General features: G+C 46.0%; 20 protein-coding genes. 8 read left to right on the top strand and 12 right to left on the bottom strand.

Going from position 1 to position 19,621, the window contains the following annotated elements; all coding sequences use genetic code 11:
- Positions 1–307 precede the first annotated feature (307 nt).
- The 3 genes from NL626_RS06460 to NL626_RS06470 all read right to left on the bottom strand — a co-directional run bounded on the left by NL626_RS06460 (position 308) and on the right by NL626_RS06470 (position 2,172).
- Positions 308–934 (bottom strand): hypothetical protein, encoded by a 627-nt coding sequence (locus tag NL626_RS06460; RefSeq protein WP_017634234.1) that lies wholly within the window; start codon positions 932–934, stop codon positions 308–310.
- Positions 935–1,260: 326 nt separating this feature from the next.
- Positions 1,261–1,581, bottom strand: coding sequence for a DOPA 4,5-dioxygenase family protein (locus NL626_RS06465; RefSeq protein ID WP_005375836.1), 321 nt, complete (start codon positions 1,579–1,581; stop codon positions 1,261–1,263).
- A 396-nt stretch (positions 1,582–1,977) separates the two neighbouring features.
- Positions 1,978–2,172, bottom strand: coding sequence for a hypothetical protein (locus NL626_RS06470; protein WP_127891143.1), 195 nt, complete (start codon positions 2,170–2,172; stop codon positions 1,978–1,980).
- A gap of 65 nt (positions 2,173–2,237) precedes the next feature.
- Here NL626_RS06470 and pdhA point away from each other — a divergent pair, with 65 nt between their 5' ends.
- The 3 genes from pdhA to NL626_RS06485 are packed head-to-tail and all read left to right on the top strand — an operon-like array spanning position 2,238 to position 5,453.
- The gene (gene pdhA / locus NL626_RS06475) at positions 2,238–3,332 is read left to right on the top strand and encodes a pyruvate dehydrogenase (acetyl-transferring) E1 component subunit alpha (protein WP_025998586.1); all 1,095 of its coding nucleotides are present in this window, start codon (positions 2,238–2,240) and stop codon (positions 3,330–3,332) included.
- The gene (locus NL626_RS06480) at positions 3,325–4,308 is read left to right on the top strand and encodes an alpha-ketoacid dehydrogenase subunit beta (RefSeq protein ID WP_017634235.1); all 984 of its coding nucleotides are present in this window, start codon (positions 3,325–3,327) and stop codon (positions 4,306–4,308) included. The genes pdhA and NL626_RS06480 overlap by 8 nt, the downstream gene beginning before the upstream one ends.
- A complete protein-coding gene (locus NL626_RS06485) occupies positions 4,305–5,453 on the top strand; it encodes a dihydrolipoamide acetyltransferase family protein (protein WP_253657130.1) in 1,149 nt (382 codons plus the stop codon). The genes NL626_RS06480 and NL626_RS06485 overlap by 4 nt, the downstream gene beginning before the upstream one ends.
- 67 nt (positions 5,454–5,520) lie before the next feature.
- On the opposite strand, the gene NL626_RS06490 is transcribed toward NL626_RS06485, so the two are convergent.
- Positions 5,521–6,486: an electron transfer flavoprotein subunit alpha/FixB family protein gene (locus tag NL626_RS06490; RefSeq protein ID WP_253657131.1), complete on the bottom strand. Its 966-nt coding sequence runs from the start codon at positions 6,484–6,486 to the stop codon at positions 5,521–5,523.
- A gap of 138 nt (positions 6,487–6,624) precedes the next feature.
- Between NL626_RS06490 and NL626_RS06495 the strand changes: the two genes are divergently transcribed.
- The gene (locus tag NL626_RS06495) at positions 6,625–8,286 is read left to right on the top strand and encodes an electron transfer flavoprotein-ubiquinone oxidoreductase (protein ID WP_253657132.1); all 1,662 of its coding nucleotides are present in this window, start codon (positions 6,625–6,627) and stop codon (positions 8,284–8,286) included.
- A gap of 59 nt (positions 8,287–8,345) precedes the next feature.
- Here NL626_RS06495 and NL626_RS06500 read toward each other — a convergent pair whose 3' ends face one another.
- On the bottom strand, positions 8,346–9,230 hold the full coding sequence (locus tag NL626_RS06500; RefSeq protein ID WP_005388553.1) for a LysR family transcriptional regulator: 885 nt from the start codon (positions 9,228–9,230) through the stop codon (positions 8,346–8,348).
- Between the two features lie 117 nt (positions 9,231–9,347).
- Here NL626_RS06500 and NL626_RS06505 point away from each other — a divergent pair, with 117 nt between their 5' ends.
- A complete protein-coding gene (locus NL626_RS06505; protein ID WP_253657133.1) occupies positions 9,348–10,019 on the top strand; it encodes a type 1 glutamine amidotransferase domain-containing protein in 672 nt (223 codons plus the stop codon).
- Positions 10,020–10,103: 84 nt separating this feature from the next.
- Here NL626_RS06505 and NL626_RS06510 read toward each other — a convergent pair whose 3' ends face one another.
- Positions 10,104–10,751, bottom strand: a complete 648-nt coding sequence (locus NL626_RS06510; RefSeq protein ID WP_253657134.1) for a glutathione S-transferase family protein — start codon at positions 10,749–10,751, stop codon at positions 10,104–10,106.
- A 118-nt stretch (positions 10,752–10,869) separates the two neighbouring features.
- On the opposite strand from NL626_RS06510, the gene NL626_RS06515 reads away from it, so the two are divergent.
- The gene (locus tag NL626_RS06515; protein WP_253657135.1) at positions 10,870–11,700 is read left to right on the top strand and encodes a LysR family transcriptional regulator; all 831 of its coding nucleotides are present in this window, start codon (positions 10,870–10,872) and stop codon (positions 11,698–11,700) included.
- A 9-nt stretch (positions 11,701–11,709) separates the two neighbouring features.
- Here NL626_RS06515 and NL626_RS06520 read toward each other — a convergent pair whose 3' ends face one another.
- From NL626_RS06520 to artP, 5 genes are all read right to left on the bottom strand, one after another.
- The gene (locus NL626_RS06520) at positions 11,710–12,282 is read right to left on the bottom strand and encodes a protocatechuate 3,4-dioxygenase (protein WP_253657136.1); all 573 of its coding nucleotides are present in this window, start codon (positions 12,280–12,282) and stop codon (positions 11,710–11,712) included.
- A gap of 138 nt (positions 12,283–12,420) precedes the next feature.
- Positions 12,421–13,089, bottom strand: a complete 669-nt coding sequence (gene artM, locus NL626_RS06525) for an arginine ABC transporter permease ArtM (RefSeq protein WP_005388569.1) — start codon at positions 13,087–13,089, stop codon at positions 12,421–12,423.
- Positions 13,086–13,775 carry an arginine ABC transporter permease ArtQ gene (artQ, locus tag NL626_RS06530; RefSeq protein WP_005388570.1) on the bottom strand — a complete coding sequence of 230 codons (690 nt, stop codon included), beginning with the start codon at positions 13,773–13,775 and terminating at the stop codon, positions 13,086–13,088. Before artQ ends, artM begins: the two co-directional genes overlap by 4 nt.
- A 1-nt stretch (position 13,776) precedes the next feature.
- Positions 13,777–14,508 carry an arginine ABC transporter substrate-binding protein gene (locus tag NL626_RS06535; RefSeq protein ID WP_085568965.1) on the bottom strand — a complete coding sequence of 244 codons (732 nt, stop codon included), beginning with the start codon at positions 14,506–14,508 and terminating at the stop codon, positions 13,777–13,779.
- 88 nt (positions 14,509–14,596) lie between these two features.
- The gene (gene artP / locus NL626_RS06540) at positions 14,597–15,325 is read right to left on the bottom strand and encodes an arginine ABC transporter ATP-binding protein ArtP (RefSeq protein WP_017634245.1); all 729 of its coding nucleotides are present in this window, start codon (positions 15,323–15,325) and stop codon (positions 14,597–14,599) included.
- A gap of 424 nt (positions 15,326–15,749) precedes the next feature.
- On the opposite strand from artP, the gene NL626_RS06545 reads away from it, so the two are divergent.
- Together NL626_RS06545 and NL626_RS06550 are read left to right on the top strand one after the other, a co-directional pair.
- Positions 15,750–17,984: a hypothetical protein gene (locus NL626_RS06545; protein WP_253657137.1), complete on the top strand. Its 2,235-nt coding sequence runs from the start codon at positions 15,750–15,752 to the stop codon at positions 17,982–17,984.
- Between the two features lie 141 nt (positions 17,985–18,125).
- Complete coding sequence (locus NL626_RS06550) at positions 18,126–19,121, top strand: ABC transporter substrate-binding protein (RefSeq protein WP_005375798.1); 996 nt, start codon at positions 18,126–18,128, stop codon at positions 19,119–19,121.
- An 82-nt stretch (positions 19,122–19,203) separates the two neighbouring features.
- On the opposite strand, the gene NL626_RS06555 is transcribed toward NL626_RS06550, so the two are convergent.
- On the bottom strand, positions 19,204–19,581 hold the full coding sequence (locus NL626_RS06555) for a nuclear transport factor 2 family protein (protein ID WP_005390944.1): 378 nt from the start codon (positions 19,579–19,581) through the stop codon (positions 19,204–19,206).
- Positions 19,582–19,621 lie beyond the last annotated feature (40 nt).

A 19,621-nucleotide genomic window follows, 5' to 3' on the forward strand; every position in this document is an offset into this window, starting at 1 on the left:
CGCGTTTTTTAATTCTAAGTTCCCAGTACGAACACTTCACCCTTTTACGAAGACATATCATCTTGTCTAGGGTTATCGAATTGCAGCTTTATTTTGTCATTCGATAAGGCTAAACCAGAACGTGATAATCTGATCGAGTTAAAAGTGCAGCCTACCTTGCTTAAGTAAACGCCCCAAAAATACCTGATGAAGTAAAGATCTCGGCTCGTATACTTTGTTGCCACTTCGTGATTTAGACTCGCTAGTCCTTTACATCACTACCTAGTCTACAAGCCAAACTATTCCCGCTGAACAAACCATCTCGGGATTACTTAGGTACACTATTTTCTCTTTTTGCAGATGGCACAACAACCGCTACCAATAAAGCTAACAGCAGGAACACAGGGCTAAGCATTAATCCATGCCAGATTGAATACCCATCATGGAACAGCCAGAATATACCAAGCGTCAGTAGGTACGAAAAGTAGCTGCAAAACACCAAGCTAATCGCGACAAAGCGCTTTTGATTAATAATAAGAATCCGCACTAGATACTGGCTAAGAATACCGGAGCAGCGCATGGCAAGTTGCCAATTAATGATAAAGAAAGCAAGCGCAATAAACCCAGCTACGACCAGTGCATCATGCGTGCTTAAAATGAAGTAGCTACCAAATCGGCTTATGATGACCGGATAATCGCCTTCGTATATCGTTGACCAAGATATTGCGTTCGCTGCTGCTACGTAATTGGCAAAATAAGCAATAGCGTAGAAAGTCGTTTGAGAACTGAACGGCTGAAATACATCCCTACAAAATCCTCGCCATTCTTCTTTGTTGGCGGTAGGCCCTACCCAGTCACGTTTTTTTTGGGCGGTACGCCCGGCAAACTCAGGCCCGTTGCGAAACAACAGCCAAAATATATAGAGTGCAAGTATAACCAAGAGTATTGAAAACATACCCTTCCCCCTCAGAAATTATCGGCGCCACTGCCAATGGCGTTGGGGCCGTAAACTGCACTTCCCTGCTATACCTATTTGATTTATCAAAGACTTATTGTTTTATTACCACCAAAATTCATTTAATGGCATGCTAAACAGCGATATTTTCACGCTTTGTGCGTGAAGTTCGAAAGCCTACTTTTAGGTTTAGCACAAAAATAGCTACAGCAAAGCGTAAGAGAGGGATTCCGCACCCATCAATGAAGATGAGGCGTTAAGCAGAAGCTGCGACCGCAATGAGAAGAGAAGGATTCAAAGCGGTCATGCATGGGCGGGAGGAGCAACTATTTCTCTAACTTTTCTTCAAATACACCAATCTCTCTGCCCAACCAAATCGCGCGTTCTGTGTGATCGAGCAACTCTTCTTCGCTTACTGGGTGAATAAGCACAGAAAAATCGCCTCGAATCGTATCAAGCCACGCCAAGAACTCTTCACTCAATGATTCTAGGTGAATTTCAAACATCGGCATTTTGTGTGGGCCAACTAACCTTCCAACTAATGGAAACACACGCAGCACATCTTGACGCTCTTGACGGATGATCTCGTTCAAGGCTTGCGCTTTATCTTGTTCTCTTAGGGGAAAATAAACATGAGCGTGGTACATAACTTCTCCATAATCACTTCCGCTTGAGCACCACCTACTTTGGATAAGCTCAAGGACTGCCGAGGGTATACATTTGTAATGCCGTCACCCTACCTTGATTCCACTCAGTTGGGAAGAAGTTATGCATTCTCATAAGGTCGAGGCTTCGAGCACAACAAAAATTTGCAATTCATCATATAGCAACTGTTTGAGTTGATTCATTAATAATGACTCACTTTGTCAAATTTTACAGCCAAATTTTGTTGCAAATATGTTTCATTAACCAGTAATTAAATTCGAGTTTAAAAATACCACCAACAAAATATCAGCATATTACTCTGCAAAATCAGGGTGTAAGTAAAACTTTACTACTGATCGAAAGTCAAAATGAAGCATAATTTAACAATTTGTTTACACTTATTGTATCTGGCTATACCACGATTTAGTTAGAGGGTTAGATACAGAAAAGCCTTTCTCTGTATCTTGCGGTGAAATAGTCGCAGCGATGTTATCGACAAATAGTTTAAGGGACGAACAGATGCCTACCGCTATCGAAAGCACACGCAACCTTAGGTATGGCCTTTGCGCTGATATCAGAGTTTGAGTACCCATACAAACTCTGGTTTTGTATGAACAGCTGCAGTCCAAAAGACCCGCAGCGTCAAAAGGAGCTTGAGATGAACGTTCAGGCATTACCCATGCATCGGTTTATCGACCATCGTGGGGACCTAGTCGGCCAACTACCCAACTGGGCTGACACTGAAACATTGGTCGGGTTTTACCGAGACATGGTATTAACTCGCACTTACGACAACAAAGCAGTTGCCTTGCAACGCACCGGTAAGCTAGGGACCTATCCCTCACACTTAGGCGCGGAAGCCATAGGCATTGCGGTCGGCAGAGCACTTAAAGCCGATGATGTGTTTGTTCCTTACTACCGCGATATGCCTGCGATGTGGTGTCGTGGCATTGGCATGGAAAAGAACCTTCAATACTGGGGTGGCGATGAGCGCGGGAGTGATTTTGCTCCTGAAGGCAGTCCGGTTCCTAGCCGAGACCTTCCCTACTGTGTACCCATAGCGACGCAATGTACGCATGCTGTCGGGGTGGCTTCCGCGCTAAAAATTCAAGGTAACCATGAAGCTGCGCTAGTGATGTGCGGCGATGGTGGTACATCCAAAGGGGACTTTCTTGAGTCAATAAACTGCGCAGGTACTTGGAATATTCCACTTGTTTTCGTCGTAAACAATAACCAGTGGGCAATTTCAGTGCCGCGTAGTCTCCAATGTGCCGCCGATTTCTTATCAGAAAAAGCGCAAGGTGCAGGTATACCGGGTATTACTGTCGATGGTAACGATGTCGTCGCCGTTTATGATGCAACTAAAACCGCCCTTGAGAGAGCAAGAAAAGGGAAAGGTGCAACACTCATCGAAGCGGTGAGTTACCGACTGAGTGACCACACTACGGCCGATGATGCGACTCGTTATCGTAAAGAAGATGATGTTCAAACTGCATGGCAATACGAACCTATCGCACGTCTTAAAACGTACCTCCTTAATCAAGGCGCTTGGAGCGACGAACAAGAACAGCAATGGCTAGATTACTGTAAAGAGCAAGTAGAGTTAGCTGTTGAACGCTATCTGAGCTTACCGCCACAAGCACCAGAAACCGGTTTCGATTATTTGTATGAATCGCTACCTCAAGAGCTTCATGCACAAAGAGATGAACTCATCAACAAGGCAATGAGAATGCAGGGAGGCAGACATGGCTGAGCTAACGTTGGTTGAAGCAGTAAACCTTGCCCTGCACCACGAAATGCAACAAGACCCCAATGTTGTCGTACTAGGTGAAGACGTGGGCGATAATGGTGGTGTATTTCGTGCCACTGTTGGACTCAAGCAAGAGTTTGGTCTTAAACGAGTCATCGATACGCCACTCGCTGAAGCCTTAATCGGCGGGGTTGCGGTCGGTATGGCAACGCAAGGATTACGACCTGTCGCCGAATTTCAGTTTCAAGGTTTCGTTTTTCCTGCGATGGAGCACTTAATGTGCCACGCAGCTCGAATGCGTAACAGAACTCGCGGTCGGCTCACTTGTCCCGCGGTTTTTCGTGCGCCATTTGGCGGCGGTATCCACGCTCCGGAACACCACTCAGAAAGCGTGGAAGCGCTATTTGCTCACACTGCTGGATTTAAAGTGGTGATTCCTTCTTCTCCACAACGCGCATACGGCTTACTTCTCGCTGCAATTAGAAGCAATGATCCCGTCATGTTCTTCGAACCGAAGCGCATATATCGCACCGTTAAATCTGAAGTCGTTGATAACGGCGAAGCACTCCCACTCGACACCTGCTTCACCTTACGTAAAGGGCGAGATATCACGCTCGTTACTTGGGGCGCATGCGTCGTAGAGTCACTTCAGGCCGCGCAAACCTTGTCTAGTCAGGGGATTGAAGTCGAGGTGATTGATTTGGCGAGTATTAAGCCAATTGATACCGCGACGATTTTCAGCTCATTAGAAAAAACTGGACGTTTACTCGTTGTTCATGAAGCGAGTAAAACTTGTGGTGTGGGATCTGAGCTATTAGCTCGAACAGCTGAACACGCCATGTGCTTACTTAAAGCCCCACCTAAACGAGTAACTGGAATGGACACCATTATGCCTTATTACCGTAACGAAGATTATTTCATGGTTCAGGAAGAAGACATTGTGACCGCGGCGCGCGAACTCGTGGAGGATTGGAAATGAAGACGTTTAATTTACCCGATCTCGGTGAAGGTCTCGCTGAGTCAGAAATTGTCAAATGGCACGTTAATGTCGGAGACATGGTTAAATTAGATCAAGTGATCTTAACCGTAGAGACAGCAAAAGCGACGGTCGACGTCCCTGCCCCCTACTCGGGCCGTGTGGTCAGCCGTCATGGTGAGGAAGGTGAAATCGTCAATATTGGTGCATTACTGCTAGAGATTGATGAAACAGGTGCCGGGAGAGAAGTAACGACAGAGAAAAAAGCCACTGCTGACGCCGCAACCGTCGTCGGCAGCGTTTCTCACCAAGCGCATCATGTAAACGTTGATGATTTCTGGATAGGTGGCAACCACAACACGACAGAAAGTAACCTCGTTACCGCCCTGCCTTCGGCTCGCTTGTTGGCACAAAAACTTGGGGTAGATCTTAACCTCGTGTCAGGTAGTGGCCCGAACGGACTTATCGTTGATGCCGATATTTACGACGAAGCCGGAAAACAGCGTCCAGGCACCGAAGTTTTGAAAGGCGCTCGACGTACCATGGTATCGTCTATGACCGAATCGCACGAACATGTTGCAGCCGTAACCATTACGGAAGAAGCGTTGTTGGAAGATTGGCTGCCAAACGAAGATATCAGTATCCGCCTTGTTCAAGCTATTGTTCATGCGTGTAAAGAAGAGCCTGCTTTAAACGCTTGGTTTGATGCCGAAACCATGACACGCTGTGTACACACAACGGTCAATGTAGGAATTGCAGTAGATAGCCGTCATGGATTGTACGTACCAGTTTTGCGCCACGCAGATGAATACGAGCCACAAGATGTTCGTCGTTGGCTCGATCAAACCGTTGAAGGGATCAGAGAGAGAAAAATCGGTCGTGAGCAATTGCAACACGCGACGATTACGCTTTCCAACTTCGGCGCGATTGCCGGTATTTACGCGACACCTGTCGTCACACCGCCACAAGTCGCTATTGTCGGCGCGGGCCGAATACTCGACCGAGTTGTGATAAGAAATGGTCAGGCAATTTCGGTGAAAGCAATGCCGCTATCCGTAACGTTTGATCATCGCGCTTGTACTGGTGGTGAAGCTGCAAGGTTTACGAAAGTACTTGCAGAGCACCTGCAACGTCCGAGCGAAAAGTAACTTATAAAAATCAAATGATAAAGGCTTCCAGTCCGGAAGCCTTTTGTTTTAGGAAGCAAGACTATATCTACAGCTTCTCTAACAGCTCAGGCATTACCACAAACAAATCGTCGACCAATCCATAATCTGCAATGTCAAAAATAGGCGCATCAGGATCGCTATTAATTGCAACAATCACCTTGGAATCTTTCATTCCCGCCAAATGCTGGATCGCGCCAGAAATTCCGACGGCAATGTATAACTCCGGTGCAACAATTTTGCCGGTTTGCCCGACTTGATGGTCATTAGACACATAGCCCGCATCGACCGCCGCTCGTGACGCCCCTACCGCTCCACCTAGCTTGTCAGCCAATTGTTCTACTAAAACAAACTTCTCTTTACTCCCGAATGCACGACCACCCGACACTACTACTCTAGCCGCTGACAATTCTGGTCGCTCACTTTCTGGCGTTTGTTGCGAAACAAACTCACTAAGTTTATTGATAATCACCGTGTCGACTTGAGTAAGCTTAGGGACAACTGGTGTGTCAGATAGCTCTGCGGCATCAAAAGCCGTACTTCTTATGGTCATCACTTTATAGGGGTCATTCGACGTGACTCTCGCCAATGCATTTCCAGCATAAATTGGACGAATCACCGTATCGATAGACTCGATTGTCATCACGTCAGAAAGTTGACCAACATTAAGCAACGCAGCCACACGAGGCATCACATTCTTACCAAATGTACTGGCAGGAGAAAGAATGTGTGAGTAGTTTTTGGCTACTTGTGAGATCAAAGGTGCGATATTTTCCGCTAATCCATGTTCATATCCCTTCGCATCAACCCAGATAATTTCTGCAACACCCTGAACACAATTCAACTCATCCAAAACTGATTGGCACTGATAACCAATAAGCAACACAGAAACAGGAAGCGATTTATCATCATCCTTAATCTCAAATGCCGCTTTAATTGCACACAGCGTCCCTACAGCCAACGATTGGTTGTCATGCTCTGCGAGCACAAGTGTTGCTAATGGTCGGTCTTCCATGGTCATGCCTCATATAACACGTCAGATCCATTACTTGAGCTTAGTCCACTTCACGTTAACGTCAACTGAGCTATAGTTTTCCGTATAGAAACCAAAAACCTGTCACGCAGATGACGATAATAGAAAGGAAGCATAGAGATGGAACGAGAATGCATGGAGTTTGATGTCGTGATCGTGGGGGCCGGACCTGCGGGCTTAAGTGCAGCTTGTCGGCTAGCTCAACTCAACCAAGACAGTGAAGATGACGCACTTTCAATTTGCGTTGTAGAAAAAGGCTCAGAAGTGGGCGCGCATATTTTATCTGGCGCTGTTTTTGAAACTAGTGCCTTAGATGAGCTTTTCCCCGATTGGAAAGAAATGGAGGCCCCGCTAGCAGCCTCGGTTCAACGAGATGATTTCCTTTATCTTACTACTGAACAAAACCATATTCGAGTTCCTCACATCCTTACACCGCGTCCAATGATAAATGGCGAGAATAATTACGTAATTAGCCTTGCCAACCTTTGCCGTTGGCTCGCTAACCAAGCAGAAAATCTTGGGGTGGAAGTTTTTCCGAGCTTTGCCGCTGCAAGCATCAATTATGATCAGACTGGCGCCGTGACAGGCATTAACACGAGCGATATGGGACTAGACAAGAACGGCCAGGCCAAACCTAACTTTGAACCAGGTATCGAGCTAAGGGCAAAATACACCCTTTTTGCTGAAGGTTGTCGCGGACATCTGGGTAAAGAACTTATTCAAAGGTTCGACCTAGACGCAGGAAAGCAACCACAGCACTACGCGCTTGGCCTAAAAGAGATATGGGAGTTACCCACTGACAGCAAGGATGTATCTGGCAGTGTTATCCACTCCGCTGGCTGGCCCTTGAGTGAAACAAATACCACAGGCGGCGGTTTTCTCTATCACATGGAGAACAACCAAATCGCCGTCGGGCTTATTGTCGACTTGAATTACAGCAATCCTTACTTGAGTCCGTTTGACGAATTTCAACGCTTTAAGAACCATCCTGCTATTGAACCACATTTGAAAGGTGCTCAGCGCATCGCTTACGGCGCAAGAGCCATTGCGAAAGGTGGGCTTTCCTCTCTGCCGAGACAGCAATTCCCTGGCGGTTTATTGATTGGTTGTGATGCGGGGACTTTGAACGTTGCTAAAATTAAAGGCAGCCACACAGCAATGAAATCCGGAATCATTGCAGCAGAAGCGGTACATACGGCCCGACAAACTGGAGCTTCTGAGCCAGACTACCAGTCATTGTTTGAATCATCATGGTTGTATGACGAACTCGCTGAAACGCGTAACTTTGGTGCGAACATTCATAAGTTTGGCAGCATACTGGGCGGTGCTCTTTCGACTTTTGAACACAACCTGTGGCAACCACTGGTTAAGAAGCCGTTACCTTGGTCTATCAAGGACTATTCGCACGATCATGAGCAGTTAAAACCTAAACAAGAGTGCCACCCAATTGCATACCCAAAACCAGATGGTGAAATCAGTTTTGATAAGCCTTCGTCGGTATTTTTGTCGGGAACACAGCACGAAGAGAATCAACCTTGTCACCTTGTTCTGACTTACCCTCACATTCCAATTGATGTGAATTTAGGTATGTATGACGAACCGAGTCAGCGCTATTGCCCCGCTGGGGTTTACGAAGTGGTGGAAGTGGACAATAAGTTGAAGTTTCAGATAAATGCCGCCAACTGCGTTCATTGCAAAACCTGTGACATCAAAGATCCTTCGCAAAACATCACATGGAAAGCACCAGAAGGCGGCGGTGGACCGAGCTATCAAAACATGTAGATACGTTAGTATGTTGACGATCTAACAAATGGATAAACAAACCGATTGGCAGAGCCTCATTACTCCTGCCAATCGGCAAAATGATCAAGCAAGAAGTCGATAGCCAATCGCGCTCGTAGTGGCAGAAAGTGACGATTCTGATAAACAATCCAGCTGCTGTTACCACTTCCCCAATAGGGCTCTAGGATTGGCACCAAACGACCAGACGAAATAGCATCGTTGAAACTGCTCTTCGGTAAGTACGCCACACCTAATCCTTCTGCACAGGCTTGCAAGACCGTGTGTGCGTTATTGCTCTTCCATCTGCCCTGCACTTTTACGCCATCTAAAGGCTTGCCGTCTTTTTCAAACAACCAAACGTCCTTATTGGCAATAATGCAGCTATGACGCTTGAGTTGCTCTGGGTGCGTTGGTAAACCATGTTCATCGAGATAACGCTGACTGGCTGCCGCTGCCATGGGACGATCCACCAGCTTTCTCGCAACCAAGCCTGAATCACTCAACCTGCCGTAACGAATGGCAAAATCGAAACCATCTTCAATAAAGTTGACCATGCTGGTGTTGAAGTTAATTTCAACCGTGAGATTAGGATGTTGCTTGGCAAACGCCATCAAGGCAGGCGCTACATGGTTCTCAGAAAACGCACCAGCGGCACTCACGCGTAACGTACCACTCAACTGAGTTTGCTGCGTGGTGAGCTGTTCATTGGCTTGCTGAAGCCCAATCACCAATTCTTTACACTGCTGATAATACGCTTGCCCCGCTTCCGTTAGACTCACCATTCTTGTCGAACGGGCTAACAAAGCGACACCTAATCGCTCTTCTAATCTTGTGACTTGGCGACTGACATGACTGGTACTGCAACCTAACTGTTTTGCCGCTGCAGAAAACCCTAAGCTCTCAGCAACCGTAACAAACTCATTGATGCCTTCAAAACTGTCCATACTTACCTTTGCTATATAGCAATAATGTTTTGCCAATTAATCGTATTATCACTTATTTGTTTAGCAATTAGTATGAAGGTGTTCAACAAATACACGTAAGCCAAAAAGGAAACCATCATGAAGAAAGTACTCATCATTGTGACGAACCATGCGACCCTTGGTGAAACTGACCAAGCAAACGGAACTTACGCGCCAGAGCTCACTCATGCGCTTAGCGAACTAATAGATGCAGGCTTCGATTACGACATTGCCTCTATCAAAGGCGGGCAAGCACCACTGTACGGAACCGACATCGAAGGCGACGCAGTCAACGAGAAAATCTTAGCGGATGATGATTTCCAGAACCGCATCAACAACACGATTCCAGTGTCACAAATCAACGGTGACAACTATGATGCGATCTTCTATCCGGGTGGTTTTGGTCTTCTTTCAGACCTAGCGAGCAACGAAGATTTTGCCAAGATTTCTGCAAAACACTATGAAGATGGCGGTATTGTTGCAGCAGTTTGTCACGGTCCGGGCGCTCTTCTCCCTATCACGCTTAGCAATGGCGAAAAGCTACTTTCGTCTAAATCAGTAACAGGCTTCACTCGTGAAGAAGAGATCGACTTCGGCACCATCAACGATATCCCATTCCTATTGGAAGAATCTCTTGCACGCAGCGCAGCGCGCTACTCTAAAGTGCAACCATGGCAAGAGTTTGTAATTGTGGATGATCGTGTCATCACAGGTCAAAACCCAACGAGCGCACACGGCGTAGGCAAAGCGATTGTTGAACACCTAGCTTAAACGCGCCGGAAACGACAACCATCCTAGAAGAGGAAAGCGTGCTTTGTCATGCTTTCCCTTGCTACAGGCGATCGCAAGATGCGCTTATACTTCTTCCCCTGCCTCGTCCTCTTCTACGATATCCGTTTCTTGGCTCGCCTCTTCCAACCATTGCTGTAAAGATTCACTTGCTAGCACCTTCTGTTGGTAAGCTTTGGCACCTTCCGATAACTCGATACCGTAAGTTTGGAAACGCAATGCCACAGGTGCATACATAGCATCAGCTATCGACCATTCTCCAAATAGCCAACCGTTGGGATACAGTTTGGCTTGCTCAGCCCAAATGGCATCAATACGCGCAATATCCTTACGCGCACCATCCGTTAGATCGACTTTTCTGCGTGCGCGGATGTTCATTGGGAGTTCGTTTCTTAAATCAAAGAAACCCGAATGCATTTCTGATGCAATGGCGCGTGCTTTAGCTCGTTCTGCGGAGTTGCTTGGCCAAGCTTTACCTTGTAAATATTGCTCGTTAACGTATTCCAAAATCGCTAATGAATCCCACACGGTTGCGTCACCATCCACCAAGGTAGGTACTTTCGCGGTTGGTGTAATACCTTCCAAGGTCTTATAAAAATCTTCTGTGAATAATTTGAGCTTGGTGACTTCGACATCTAGTTTGAATTGAGAAAAGATCAGCCATGCGCGAAGTGACCAGCTTGAGTAGTTTTGATTAGCAATAAACAGTTTCATGACGCCTCCATGCGGTTCGTGTTTTGAGTACCCATTCACAATATCTGATTGTATTTAAGGGGACTAACGGATAGTTTTGATGGAACACTTCAACAAAAACGATGGATGAGTTTTAGATATGGATATCGATGCGTTACGCAGCTTTCTGGCTTTTGTCGAAACGGGAAGTTTCACTCGTGCAGCCAAGCAGATCAATCGCACCCAATCCGCGTTCAGTGCGCAAATGCGTAAGCTAGAAGACGAACTCAGCGTCAGTTTGTTTGAAAAAGAAGGTCGCAATCTTGTCTTAAGTGAAGCGGGATTAGCACTACGCTCTCACGCAGAGCAATTGGTTAGCTTGCACAATCAAGCACTGAAACAAGTGAGGCGCTATGAAAACAAGCGCCCTCTTCGCTTAGGTTGCCCAGAGGATTACAACGACAATATCTTGCCTAAAGTCATCCGCGTATTACAGCAATCTGAGCCCACATGTTCAATTCAAGTCTTCAGTGAGCCAAGCATCACCTTGAGAGAGAAACTCGATGAAGGAAAGCTAGACGCCGCTATTGTGACAAGAGCACCGGATAGTGAAGAAGGTTATTGGCTAGCGAGCGACAAAGGCGTGTGGATTGCTCATCCTGATTTTGACATTGAGAACGCCCAACCTCTCCCTCTCGCCCTATTCCAAACCGACTGTAAATACCATGCGGCAGCAGTAGACGGATTAACCAAACGTGGCGCTCCTTATCAACTACTGGCATGTTGCAATACGGCTTCTGCACAACGAGCAATTGTACGTTCAGGCATGGCTATCGGTGCGATGGGCAGTATTAGCGTTAGCGAGGATCTTAAGATCTTAGACGATATGCCATCGCTACCTTCCGTGGATATCGTTTTGGTCACGGGCGTCGAGCCTCATCCGATACTGGATAAAGAATGCTTGGCGCAATTGGTTGAGTTAATGGCTTAACCGGATTAGCTAGCCAATCACAAAGTTAAATTGGCCAGTTAATCGCCCGTCGGTTCGTATGGTTTCAAACTGTAGATAATCTCGGGCTTTGCCACCCCACCATTCATCACCAGTATTGCCTTTTAAGTACAACTGAGTGGTCAGAAGCTCTTGGTTATCCCGCCACAACTTAACGTGAATGTGCGGTGGACGAGAGGCATAAGGCACGGGGTACAAAGTCTGGAATAAGTAGCGACCATCCGATTGAGTTTCTACCGCGCCAAAACCTGCAAAGTGAGCATCAAACTTATCATTATTTGGCTGCTTAGGATGATCGTAAATCCCCTGCCCATCGCATTGCCAGATTTCTACTTTGATACCCGAGACAGGGTTTCCCGATGTATCTACGACTTTACCTTGCAACACGATAGGTTCACCGACCAAGCCTTCTGATTGCAGAATCAAGTTTTGACGAAGAGGAATATCCACTGCTGGATAAAATGGCCCTTCTGTTTGTGCTGGCGTCGGCCGCATTGGTGTCGTCGCTTTTAAAGAGGGGGCGAACAACAATGTCCACAGCGCTAAAAAGTGTCTTCTTTCCATGGTGCCACCAATACAATTGCATTGAATTAAGTTTGGTGGAACTTGAGGGATTTGCCATAACGAATATAAAAAATGCCCCTGCAAGAGAGTCATTTGCAAAGGCACTGTGGAACGAGATGATGAGTGTTGATTGAAGGTTTATGCGGCTTCGAACGCCAATGCTTTCTTCTCTACCTGACGGAAAATAAGAGTTAGCACACCATTTACCGTTAAATAAAATGCGCCCGCAATACCAAATACAGTCAACGTATCGTAAGTTTGTGCGTTAATGCGCTGCGCGTAACCCATCAGATCCATGATCGTAATCGTGCTTGCTAGTGACGTGCCTTTGAAGACCAAAATCACTTCGTTCGAGTAAGCAGGAACAGCACGACGAATAGCGTATGGTAGCAGCACTTTTAGCGTTGCGGTTTTGTTCATACCCAGAGCACGACACGCTTGCCATTGACCGGAAGGAATCGCGTTAAACGCTCCTTTGAACAACTGAGTGCTGTATGCAGCGGTATTCAACGCTAACGCCAACATCGCACAGAACCAAGGTTGGCTTAACCATGTCCAGAATACACTTTCTCTTACTGCGTCAAACTGACCAGGACCGTAGTACACCAAAAAGATCTGTACCAACAAAGGTGTACCAGTAAACAAGGTGATGATGCCACGACTTACCCAATGCAAACCCGGAGTACGTAGGATCAGAGTCAGCGTCATCATCAAAGCTAAGAGGCAGCCCACAACCAAGGAAGCAGCGGTCAATTGGAGGCTAGTGCCTAAGCCATCCAGCATTTGCCAAACGTGTTGTTCGTTCATGCGGTTGCCTCCTGTCCCATGCTCATACCTTGAATTGAGAACTTCTTATCAATCAGTTTGACGGCACGTTGTGTAATCAAAGTAATGCCTAAGTAAATCGCCGCAGCGGTCGCGTACCATGTAAACGCTTCATGCGTCGCTGCAGATGTTAGCTGCGCTTGCTTCAACAAATCCGTTACGCCAATCAGTGATACAAGTGCGGTATCTTTCAGCAAAACCAACCATTGGTTAGTTAAACCTGGTAGTGCGTGTCTTACTGCTTGTGGCAAAACAATGCGAACAAAAGCGTGTGCTTGACTGATGCCGAGTGCACTTGCTGCTTCTCTCTGCCCTCTTCCAACGGCTTTCAATGCGCCACGTAGAGTTTGAGAAGCATAGGAAGCGAAGATCAATGACAACGCCACCACGCCAGACAAGAACGGGCTAACCTCTATAAAGTCGCCGGTGATTAAAAACAGAACCTGCGTCGAACCAAAATAGATAAACAACACGACAAGGATTTCTGGCAAACCGCGTACAATCGTCACAAACGCCGTCATTGGCCATTTAACGAAAACGCGGCGAGACATTTCACCACTGGCGAATACCACTGCCAGAATCAAACCGACTAAGAGGCTTGTGAAGGCTAGCTGGACAGTCATCCAACTAGCTTGAACAAGCGATAAAGAGTAACCCGTTAGTGCCATATTACTTACCGAAGTATTTGTTGTAGATTACGTCGTATTCGCCGTTTGCTTTCACTGTTTTCAGTGCTGTGTTCAGCTTGTTCACTAGCTCGTCGTTACCTTTATTTACTGCGATACCGAAACCGTTACCGAAGTATTTAGGGTTAGTGACGTGCTCACCCACGTAAGCTAGGTTGTCTTCTTTCTTGAACCATTCTGCTACGACTGCTGTGTCACCGAATACAGAATCAATACGGCCATTTTTCATATCGATGAACGCGTCTTGGTAGCTTGAGTAAGGAACCGCGGTTACGCCCGGCATTTGCTCAATCAGGTAGCTTTGGTGTGTTGAACCGTTTTGAACACCAACACGCTTACCTTCTAGTGCTTTTTGATCAGCCACTTTTTCTTTGATAGAAACAAACGCTGCTGAGTTGTCATAGTATGCATTCGTGAAATTCACTTGCTCCAAACGCGCCTCAGTAATGTCCATTGCAGAGATTGCCGCATCGTAGCGCTTGAATTTTAATGCTGGGATCAGGCTGTCAAAAGATTGGTTGTGGAAGGTGCATTTTGCTTCGATTTCTTTACATAGTGCATTCGCCAGATCCACATCAAAACCTTGGATTTGGTTGTTTTCATCCATGTATTCGAATGGGGCGTACGTCGCTTCCATCGCAAATTTGATCTCTTCTTGTGCTGCTGCATTCGCTGAGACAAGTCCGATTAGTGAAGCTAGTAGAATCTTTTTCATTGCAATACTCCGTGTGTACTTAGTGGGCTGACACTCGCAATGACAGCCGAGCTTATCTGTTAAATAGACTGAACTTTAAAAACGTGATTTAGTGATTTAAGTAGTCAGCAAACTGGGCGGTTTGCGGGTTAGAAAACGAATCATTTGTGCCGTGCTCAACGATGTGTCCTTTTTCTAAATACAGTACGTGGCTAGCGATTTTCTTGGCGAAATCCACTTCGTGCGTCACAACTACTTGTGTAATTCCGGTTTCGCTTAAATCTTTAATAATCTTAACGACTTGGTTAGTAATTTCCGGATCAAGCGCAGCGGTCGGTTCATCAAAAAGCAAGACTTCCGGTTTCATCATCAATGCACGAGCAATCGCCACACGTTGTTGCTGACCACCAGAAAGTTGCATCGGCCATGCATCCGCTTTGTCTGCCAAATGCAGCGTCGCAAGAATTTGCATTGCCTGCTTCTTCGCTTCTTCTTTATCCATGCCAGCGACTTTTACCGGAGCCTCAATCAGGTTCTCCATCACTGTCATATGCGGCCATAGGTTGTACTGTTGGAACACCATGCCCACTTTACGACGAAGCGCTAAACCTTGCTTCTCTTTGATTTCAGTTGAAAAGTCGAATGCGTCATTAGCGATGTTTAACTGGCCGTTATCCGCTCCTTCAAGAAGGTTAAGAACACGTAGTAGAGAGCTCTTCCCTGCACCACTTGGACCAAGTAACACCAGTGTTTCGCCGCTTTCACACTTAAAGCTGACATCGTGAAGCACTTGTGTCTCACCGTAGGATTTATTGATTCCGCTTACCTGAATAGTCATGCTGACATACCGCATTAATTGTCACTTGGCATTTATATTACTCAAAAGGATTTTTTATGCAATAAAAATGTATAAAAATTAATTTTGTTAAATTTTTGTATGATAAGCAATCAATACAACAGAGAATATGACTGGTTTAATCAGTTGGTTTTAACTGAAGTTGTTGATGAAAATCCAACAATATGATGGCAATCGAAACAAGGTTAAAATTCTGGTTACTTTTGTGCTTGTGTAGACGGAATTTTGAGTCTTTGAACGTACTACACCCGACGCAGACCTTCTCATTTTGCCGGGCTTCCCCCCTCGATTTCCGGTAAAGCCTTCTATCGGCGGGTTCCTGATTAGGACTTTGTGAATGGACTATAATTTCTCTTTGTATTCTGGCCCTTAATTCGAGTCATCTAAGTATGAGTGAGATAACCCCATGTTGAAGTCGCATTGTTTTTCTCTCATTGCACTTGCTTCTCTGAGCTTACTTTCTATACCCAGCGTTTGGAGTAGAACAGCAATCGTGTTACCTGGATTGCATGAACAGGGTATTGATCTTCATGATAAGCCTATCTCTGCTGTGGCTACACGTGAATGGGAACTGGATCATGCTGATATCGTATTCGGCGCTTACGAAAGTAAAAGTCATAATGAGCGTGTACAAGCACTTGGTTACATGTACAACCAAAAACTCGACATGAACTCAAGCTGGCTTGAAAACGACATCCGTAATCACGCAGAACTGAGTGGAATTGACTACGAAGATTTCTTTCTCCACTTTTCTGAAGACACTATCCTAGCTGAAGTCAACTCAAGCCATGGCGAGAATACTCTACTCAATCGAAAACCGATGATCGTTGGCTATACCGCCAGCGCTGACCACGCCGGTTTTTGGCTATATCAACCACCGCCATGGGATGCTGATGTATTCGGTCAGGCGAATAATGGTGGAGCCCTCTATGTCTATCACTCAGAGAAGTTCGACCGCTTAGCCTTTACGTTTTCTCAGTTTGCTCAAGGCGGCAGCTTCACGATTGAATACCCTTCTGCTATCGACTCGTTTGGTCGGGTAACTGAATGGAAAATCTTCGCGATTAAAAAAGACAAAACTGAGAACATGACTAAAAACCAAACAGTAAGCTGGTCTGTTCCTTTGGATTGGGTTCGCGCTACAACGCATGATGGTAGCGGAAAAACTTATGGTGGCGGTCAGTACTTTGGCTCCACCTTTTTACGCGACGGCGGCCGCCTTTACGTTGCGAAAATTACTTGGCATGACGACAACATAGAAAACCGCCCACGTCTCGAAAACATTCAACTCAAAGATAGCTTCCCTGCCGTCAATATCTCAGGAGCACCAACGGAGACACCTGAAGGTCAAACCATTCAACGCTGGCGTAAAATTCGTGGCTTCGACAAATCTGCAGATCGAAACCAAGACAATTATCTTTCTTGGAATGAATACAAAAACCGTTCGAATAAGAATGCAACGGCACGATTTCGTTGGGAGTCACGGGTTATTCCATTTGGTCGTATGTGGAATCAAACCTCTTCATGGGCATTGACCAATCTCGGTAATCCCGTTTTTACCAATACAATGCGCCACTATTACCAAGCTGAATGGGCGAAACAAGGTTTAAATGGTGCGTACAACGACGATACGAATAAGTTACTCGGTGCAAATCAGTTCTACATATATTCCGGAGGCACAGTGGATGAGCTTGGTTTGGTGGCGGGTAGCCAAGCTGCTGACGATGCGTACAAAGCGCAATTCTCGGCGTTCTTGAATAAACTGGCAACGCTGGATGAAGATGCGTTAATTGGCCTCAACATAGGTACGGCAAACTTATTCGGTCGTAATGGGCAAAACCACTTGGTTAACGCTGGCTCCTTGTACTTGCGCGAGCACTACCTTTTCCCTTCTACCGGCTTTAGTGGCTATGCTGGGTTAGCTAAGTTTTGGGATAACGCTGCACTCGCCAAAGCTGGCCAGAAAGTGATTTATCAAGCGACAACGCGTTATGGTCGCGTTCAATACTTTGGGAACACAGAAGACAATTGGAAACAGGACCAATACTCTGCACTAGCAGTGTTCTACTTAAACTATCACCCTGAGCGCAGTTACTTTAATCAGTGGAACAATGGCTACTTATATGGAAGTAATAACACAACAAGTGACAACTTCTGGAAGGCAGGCGTACCAATGAATATTGCTTATCAACCTAGCACCTTGCTTGCCGTTGATTTGGGAGAGCCTGCCAATCAAATACCAGAGGGATATCAGGCGACTCCGGTAATGATGTCCACCAGTACGCCCTATCCTGCCGATTACACAGTCATTGGAGATGCTTCTATGAGCAAAGTGGCTCATCCTGACTTGCCCAATGGCTCTATCGATTTGTTACCAACCCATACGTACTTTGCGTATCGCTCAGACGATACGGTGGTGATGCATGGTCCTACGGAGATGGTGTTAGCCCGCGAATTCACTAAAGGCCGAGTGCTGTATCGAACTGATTTCTTTGGCAAGAATATCGATTATTTCACCTCACCGAAGATAACTATCGCACTTCCAGAGCCTATGCGACCTGTAGATCAAGACGGTAACATCGGCGACTATGTTTCTCATATTGAGATTGGCGGCTACGAAGGGGTGTTCTTGCTGTATTAATTCCCTTTCAACCCGTCTCATCAAACGCTTCATAAATCGCCGTTTTTATGCTTAACGTCACTGAAAAAAACTTGTTCACTGAATCTTTATAAACCGATGTATATACTGAAGTAAATGACAACGACAAGGAAATTCAGTCACATGAAGACGACACCTTCAATGCTCTCTGTTCTGCTGCTATCAGCATTATCTACTCATGCAAATGCGGACGAATGCGGAAAAATAACCATCGCAGACATGAATTGGAATTCGGCAAGCTTAATGGCGCACATCGACCAATTTGTCTTAAATGAAGGCTACCAGTGCGATGCGGAATTGATCCCTGGTGATAGCGTTCCTACAGGCACCTCTATGATTGAAAAGGGACAGCCTGACGTTGCGCCAGAGTTATGGACAAACGGTATTAAAGAAGCACTTGATAAAGGGATTGCGGATAAACGCTTGCGCATCGCTAGTGAATCGCTTGTCAATGGTGGTGAAGAAGGGTTTTGGGTTCCCGCCTATCTGGTAAAACAGTATCCAGAACTCGCGACGATAGAAGGCGTCATCAAGCACGCCAAACTATTTGAACACCCAGAGGATGATGACAAGTTCGCGTTTTATAGCTGCCCTGCTGGTTGGACATGCCAAATCACCTCCGGTCACTTGTTTAATGCATTAGGGTTAAGTGAGCACGGCTTTGAGATGGTTGACCCAGGATCTGGCGCAGCATTAGCTGGCACCATCGCCAAAGCCTATGATCGCAAAATGCCTTGGTTTGGTTACTACTGGTCACCGACCCCCGTATTGGGCAAGTATGATATGGTCAAAGTGGATTTTGGTAGCGGAACAGATTTAGAAGAGTATCGCAACTGTACCACTCAGCCTGATTGCGCTTCACCAAAAGTAACAATGTACCCACCTTCTCCAGTTCGCACAGTAACAACTGAGGCGTTTGCGAGCAAAGAACCCCAAGCATTCGCGTACTTGCAGAAACGCGGATTTACCAACGAGCAAATGAGTGAAATGCTGGCCTGGATGGAAGATAACTACGCGGACGGTGAAGAAGCGATGTTTTACTTCTTTAATACCTACCCTGACTTGTGGAAAGGCTGGGTATCTGAAGACGTCGCGGTGAGAATCGAAAAAGCGCTTTGATGATTAATACTTAAAGTGCCACAAATCATTTAACCTCCCATACCGTTTGAATAAACGGCATGGGAGACTCGTCAACGACTCGTTAATACATGGTGTGACCATTCAATGTTTCTTTAGGAATCTCTTGCAGAGCGTCCCAATGTTCAACAATCTTCCCATTATGATCAAAACGAAAGAAATCCATCGTCACGTATTCAATATCATTAGGCCATGTTTGGTGAGTGTGTAGTGCCACTAAGTTCCCTTCAGCAATAGCTCGTACAAACGTAATGTCTTTATTGGGATACTCATTTTGCATCCGCTCAAAATACTCGATAAAAGCCTCGGGGCCATTTCCAACTAATGGATTGTGCTGGATGTACTCATCGCCAACATAGTCTTCAACCGCTTTTCTTGGATTACCTCGATAGGCGGTTTCGTAAAACGCAATGGCATTTCTTTTATTCTCTTGCAGATCCATTTTTCTTACCTGTGTTGCTCCATCTTGCGGATAACGGTAA

The organism is Vibrio sp. Y58_MX_L22 (genome assembly GCF_024181865.1).
GTDB lineage: Bacteria > Pseudomonadota > Gammaproteobacteria > Enterobacterales > Vibrionaceae > Vibrio > Vibrio alginolyticus.